We start from the raw sequence: 6,107 nt of genomic DNA on the forward strand, positions 1-6,107 counted from the left end.
TTGTTATGAATTACAGCGAGCTTTTCTGTCAAAGTCATTATAGCTTTCTAACGGGAGCCTCTTCTCCTGCCGAGTTAGTGACTACTGCTTCGTTTTTAGGTTACCAATCTATAGCTATAACCGATGAGTGTTCGGTGGCGGGTGTTGTACGCGCATTTGATGAGATAACCCATCAACGTTTACCGATAAAACTTATTATAGGTAGCTATTTTGTATTTGATGACTCTCTTTCTTTTGTATTGCTATGCCCAAGTAAAGAAGCTTACAACGAGTTATGCCGAATTATTACTAATGCCCGTCGGCGCTCTGAAAAAGGCGAATACAAACTGGCAGAGTGGGATTTGCGCACCATTAAACATTGCCAGTTTATATGGCTGCCATCCGGTAAAAAGGAGTACGACGACCACTGGGCAAGCTGGCTAGCAAAGCAGTCGGCTATTCAGGTTCATATCGGTGCGCAGCGGCTACTCGATGGATTAGATCACCATAGGTTTGAAAACTATAACTATCTTCACGCAACCTATAGTTATCCAGTCATAGCCTGTACCGGCGTGCTTATGCATCATAGTGACTGCTTGCCACTTCAGCATGTGTTGCACGCCACCCGAACACATAAGCCGGTAGATGAAATAGGGCGCGCCGCACTAAGTAACGCCGAAAGATGCTTGCGAACCACGCAGAAAATTAAAAAATTGTACCCTGAAAAGTGGCTCCATAATGCCAGTACCCTAGCCTCACAGTGTCATTTTTCACTGAGCGAATTATGCTACCAATATCCAGCAGAATTGGTGCCTTCGGGCTACACACCAACCTCATATTTACGGGCGTGTGTTGAACGTGGAATCAAACTGCGTTTTCCTGAAGGCTTACAGCCCGAGATAAGGCAAATTATAGAAAAAGAGCTAGTACTCATTAAAGAGCAAGAGTACGAATACTTCTTTCTCACTATTTACGATATTGTGCAGTTTGCTAAACAGCAAGGTATTTTATATCAAGGCCGAGGCTCAGCTGCTAATTCTGTCGTGTGTTACTGCCTTGAAATAACCGCTGTCGATCCTCGCCAAATTAATGTTCTTTTTGAAAGATTCATCTCAAAAGAGCGAAACGAACCTCCCGATATCGATGTGGATTTTGAACATCAACGGCGCGAAGAAATCATTCAGTACATTTTCAAAAAGTACGGCAGAGAGCGAACGGCTATTGCGGCTACTGTTATTTGCTACCGTTTTAAGTCGGCCTTCAAGGACGTGGGTAAAGCACTAGGATTCAGCGAATCTCAACTCGACTTTGTCATAAAGCAAATTAATCGACGGGACAAGGTAATTCCTTGGAAGTCTCAGTTAGCCGACCTTGGTTTAGACCCTAGTAATAAAAGGGTGAGTCTTCTTGTTGATTTAACAGAACAGTTGCTAGACACACCGCGGCACCTTTCACAACACGTGGGAGGTTTTGTAATAAGCGCAGGCCCTCTTTACGAGCTGGTACCTGTTGAGAATGCAGCAATGCCAGAACGCACTATTATTCAGTGGGATAAAGACGATATAGAAACACTTGGCTTACTCAAAGTGGATGTACTGGCCCTTGGCATGCTAAGCGCAATACGCCGAACATTTGAACTCATCAATAAGCAATTTCCAGTAGACGTGAGCATTCCCTTTATTACGAAGCTAGGCGATGACAAACAAGTCTTTGATATGATTTGCCAGGCCGATACCGTAGGCGTTTTTCAAATAGAGTCACGGGCTCAAATGACGATGTTACCGCGCCTCAAACCCCGAAAATATTACGATCTTGTTGTGCAGATCGCCATTGTAAGGCCCGGTCCAATTCAAGGCGATATGGTACATCCCTATCTCATTCGACGTCATGGTAACGAAACAGTTTCCTACCCTTCCAAGGAAGTTGAAAACGTATTATCTCGGACAATGGGTGTTCCCATTTTTCAAGAACAAGTCATCCAGCTTGCCATGGTGGCGGCAGGGTTTAGCGGCGGCGAAGCTGATCAGCTGCGAAGGGCAATGGCTAGTTGGAAAAAAGACGGTCGCATATTTGAATTCAGAGATAAGTTAATCAAGGGAATGACGGATAAAGGCTATGACAGTACCTTTGCGCACAACCTATTTGAGCAGATTAAAGGCTTTGCGGGTTATGGATTTCCTGAGTCTCACTCTGCATCATTTGCAGTATTAGCCTATGTGTCTTGCTGGCTTAAATTTTATTTTCCGGTGGAGTTTTACGTGGCGTTACTTAACAGTTGGCCTATGGGCTTTTATACGCCATCGCAATTGGTTCAAGATGCTAAGCGACATAATATTAAAGTATTACCGCCTTGCGTTAATAACTCCAATGTAGAACATATAATGGTGATAGATGGCGAACAAAAGCTGCTGCGTTTAGGGTTAACTCTCATTAAAGGGCTGAGTAAAGAAGGCGCTGATGCCGTCGTTAGTCGGCGCCCTAAAAATGGCTTTAGCAGTGTAAATCAGGTTAGGCAAATAAAGCTACGTAGTAACGAACTAGAGGCGCTCGCAAGTGCCGATGCTTTTAAACTAATTTCTGGTAATCGGTATGAAACTCGGTGGCAGATGATGGATAGTCAAGCCAGCCTTCCTCTTTTTGAAGATGTTACTTCAAATTATAATGCTGACAATATAAGCGTAAAAGACGGTGAGCCGCTGCACTCTCAACCTTCTCAACCTTTATGTAATGCTCCCTCAGCAGCTCAAAACTTGCTTGAAGATTATGCAGCCACTGGGCTATCTGTTGATAATCACCCTATTTCATTGCTCAAACAACATAAAAATCTTAATAAGATTAGCTGGGCACACACCCTTTCTCATAAACCAAACCGGTCAGTGGTGAGCATACTTGGTGCTGTAACTGGTAGACAGGCGCCTGGTACAGCATCTGGCGTTACTTTTCTCACCTTGGAAGATGATACGGGTAATGTGAATGTTGTTGTGTGGCAAGCCACCGCTAGAGCTCAACAAAAAGTATTTTTGAAAGCCAAACTGCTTCAAGTTAACGGTATTGTTGAACATTCTAAAGAAGGAGTTGTACACGTTATTGCAGGCAAACTGGTTGATAGAACACCGTGGCTAGAATCGATTATTATTCCATCTCGCGATTTTCATTGAGATAATTTATGCTATCTTCATACAAGCTAGCGTAACGTAATTGCATTATCGTTTTGGAGTATAAAGTGAAGCATTGGGCAGTAGCGTGTACTTTTGCAGTGTTTGGTATTTTGGGTAGTGCTAATGCCATAGCTGAACGTTTTATTGTAGGCGCACAAAATCTATCTTATTTCCCTCATTACGACTTTGAGTCAGATGTTGATAAAGGCGTTGGGTGGGCAATACTTGAAGCTTTTTCAGATGTATCAGGTCACGAGTTTATCTATGTAGACTTACCAATAAGGCGACTTCAGATGGAGTTAATGAAAGGCAATGTGGATTTCGTCTACCCTGACAACGATAGGTGGTACAACAGTATTACAAGTACCAAAGATAAAAGCTTTTCTCTTCCACTCACTCATGCGGTAACGGGTACTATCGTAAAGAAAAAGAAAGCAGGTAAAGGCTTAACGGCAATAAAGAACCTGGCCATGCCGCTTGGTTTTACCCCTGTAAACTGGCAAGAAAGAGTCAATAATGGCGACACCTTACTCACCTCAGTAAAAGATGTCCCGCAGGGATTTGCCTTACTTCAACAAGAAAAAGTTGATGCCTTAGATTTAGAATATCACGTAGCTCAATACTCAACCGCCACATTACCGCAATACGATGATGTGACTTTAGACCTTACCTTGCCACACAATGAAGTCTCATTTTGCATTTCCACCTTAGCGCATCAGGACATTATTGATGAGCTAAACGGGTTTATTACATCAAACCCTGAGCTCATAAAGGAGATAAGGGCTAGGTATGCAATAACACCCCTCTCTGAACTTTTCGATACTCTGGTTAGTGAGCAGCAGTTAGCACCGAATGAAGTATGGACAAATACCGTGCCCAGCGCAGAATAAAGTTATAAATGACTTACACCCTTCTGCTTTGTAAAAACTTCTCATCGCTGGGTAAATCTCTCTGCTGCAGCCGTGAATTTGCATCCTAAAAATCTTTAAACTACTGTTTTTAAAAACTTATATTACTTGGTCACGTTTTTGCTAAGACTCCTTATCATTAAGGAGTACACATGAACCGTTTTACACTTTTTTTCTACATTTTGCTTTTCCCTTCATTACTATTTACCACCAACTCAGTTTCGGCCAAACAAACTGTGAGTGCTGATTACATGCATGGATTTGATGGTATTGATGGGTTGAGGTTTGCCTACCGTCCATTTACACAAGATATTACTACCCAGTGGTTTGGCGATATAAAGCTCTATTGGGAAGCTAGCGCTGTTGTGTGGGAATACGGTGAAAGTAACACCAGAAGCACGAGCTATGCGGTTTCTTTAACCCCTGTTTTTATGAAACAGATTACGACCATTGCCAACCAGTATCCTCTATACATTGAAGCTGGCATTGGCGCTAGCTATATTGGCGATCAAGAAGTAGCGGGTAAAGACATTGGCTCTAACTATCAGTTTGAAGACCGACTCGGCGTATTCGTTGAGTTAGATGAAAGCCAACACGTGGCTGTAAGATACATGCACTTTTCAAATGGTGGATTTAACAGCGACAACCCAGGACTAGACTTTCTCAACCTATCCTACGCTTATCATTTTTAAATCAAAATAACGTGTGCTTAGCCCTATAGTCATGAACTCCACGCTAAGCACATTCCATCACTTTGTATATTAAGCTCTCCTGCCAATAAATTTACCTTAGCTGCTATGCCCGCTATGCCCGCTATGCCCGCTATGCCCGCTATGCCCGCTATGCCCGCTATGCCCGCTATGCCCGCTATGCCCGCTATGCCCGCTATGCCCGCTATGCCCGCTATGCCCGCTATGCCCGCTATGCAGCATTTTCAAAAAACTGTTTCCTTTTAACAATCTTTTACGAAAAAAATAATGATGATTTTACTCAATTAACAATAAAAACAGCAGGTTAGGTTTTTGGCATAAGTCGTGAATAATCTAATGTGAACAATTGGAAAGTTATAAGTGAATACTTTAAACGCAAATAAGATTTATAGAGATACTGGTATTTCGTATTTCATAGTTTAGCTCATCAATGAGCAACTCTGTAAATCGAGACACTATAGACATAGAAGGATTTATATTATGAAAATTGCCACGCTTACCGTAGTAATAGGAACTGTACTTTCAACATCAGCTCTAGCAGGTCACCATGAAACTAAGATCGAGAAAAGCTTTAGCGCACTCGATATGGACGGCAGCGGATTTGTCACTAAAGCAGAAGCTAAAGGTACAGTAAATCCCAAACTGCTTGCGAAGATGGACACTGATGGCGATAACAAAGTAAGTCGTACAGAATTTAATAACTTTGTGGAAGAGAAGCCGAGCATGTTTAGCGACGATATTATTACATCAGCAAATACGCAAACTGTTACACAACCTTTAATGTCTGAACAAGAAAAGATGTCAGCATTAGATGATGGTGAAATGATTTCTGAGAAGAATAAAGAGCTTCGTACAGAAATGTCAGCTACAGCAGACAGCAGATTTACAGACCTCGATATGGACAGCAACGGCTCGCTCTCTATGAAGGAACTTGAAGCCAGTAAAATTGAAGGCAATATTTCAGATATGGATACCGATGGTGATGAAGAAATTACCAGAATGGAATACCGTGCATACTTCGAGAAAATAGAAACTGAATAAGCAATAAATGAGGTCAGATCCACATTCTTTGTCTATCATTCTAGTTTAAACACTAAAAATATTAGCAATATGGGGTTCTGACCCTGTTTTATGTTCGTTAGGTTGGATGTAGTGAATGTAATTGAGGATTAACGTGGACCTGACCCCCATTATTTTTGGGGCAGAAAGCAAAAAACCCGCCGTGAGGCGGGTTTTTCTTAATGGGACCTGGCAGTGTCCTACTCTCACATGGGGAAACCCCACACTACCATCGGCGCTAATACGTTTCACTTCTGAGTTCGAAATGGAGTCAGGTGGTGCCGTATCGCTAT

The 6,107-nt window shown here is 42.3% G+C and carries 5 protein-coding genes and 1 rRNA gene; 5 read left to right on the forward strand and 1 reads right to left on the reverse strand.

What is annotated here, in order from left to right; translation table 11 throughout:
- Positions 1 to 5: 5 nt before the first annotated feature.
- The 5 genes from GTQ48_RS17110 to GTQ48_RS17130 all read left to right on the forward strand — a co-directional run bounded on the left by GTQ48_RS17110 (position 6) and on the right by GTQ48_RS17130 (position 5,796).
- Complete coding sequence (locus tag GTQ48_RS17110; RefSeq protein ID WP_163107751.1) at positions 6 to 3,137, forward strand: error-prone DNA polymerase; 3,132 nt, start codon at positions 6 to 8, stop codon at positions 3,135 to 3,137.
- 65 nt (positions 3,138 to 3,202) lie between these two features.
- The gene (locus GTQ48_RS17115) at positions 3,203 to 4,027 is read left to right on the forward strand and encodes a type 2 periplasmic-binding domain-containing protein (RefSeq protein WP_338023354.1); all 825 of its coding nucleotides are present in this window, start codon (positions 3,203 to 3,205) and stop codon (positions 4,025 to 4,027) included.
- 170 nt (positions 4,028 to 4,197) lie between these two features.
- Positions 4,198 to 4,737, forward strand: coding sequence for an acyloxyacyl hydrolase (locus GTQ48_RS17120; protein ID WP_163107752.1), 540 nt, complete (start codon positions 4,198 to 4,200; stop codon positions 4,735 to 4,737).
- Positions 4,738 to 4,842: 105 nt separating this feature from the next.
- Complete coding sequence (locus GTQ48_RS17765; protein ID WP_239060177.1) at positions 4,843 to 5,001, forward strand: hypothetical protein; 159 nt, start codon at positions 4,843 to 4,845, stop codon at positions 4,999 to 5,001.
- 234 nt (positions 5,002 to 5,235) lie between these two features.
- Positions 5,236 to 5,796 (forward strand): EF-hand domain-containing protein, encoded by a 561-nt coding sequence (locus GTQ48_RS17130; protein WP_203565293.1) that lies wholly within the window; start codon positions 5,236 to 5,238, stop codon positions 5,794 to 5,796.
- Positions 5,797 to 6,001: 205 nt separating this feature from the next.
- On the opposite strand, the gene rrf is transcribed toward GTQ48_RS17130, so the two are convergent.
- Positions 6,002 to 6,107 (reverse strand): 5S ribosomal RNA (rrf, locus tag GTQ48_RS17135); the annotation flags it as partial.

The sequence above is a fragment of the Alteromonas genovensis genome, from assembly GCF_010500895.1.
Lineage (GTDB): Bacteria > Pseudomonadota > Gammaproteobacteria > Enterobacterales > Alteromonadaceae > Alteromonas > Alteromonas genovensis.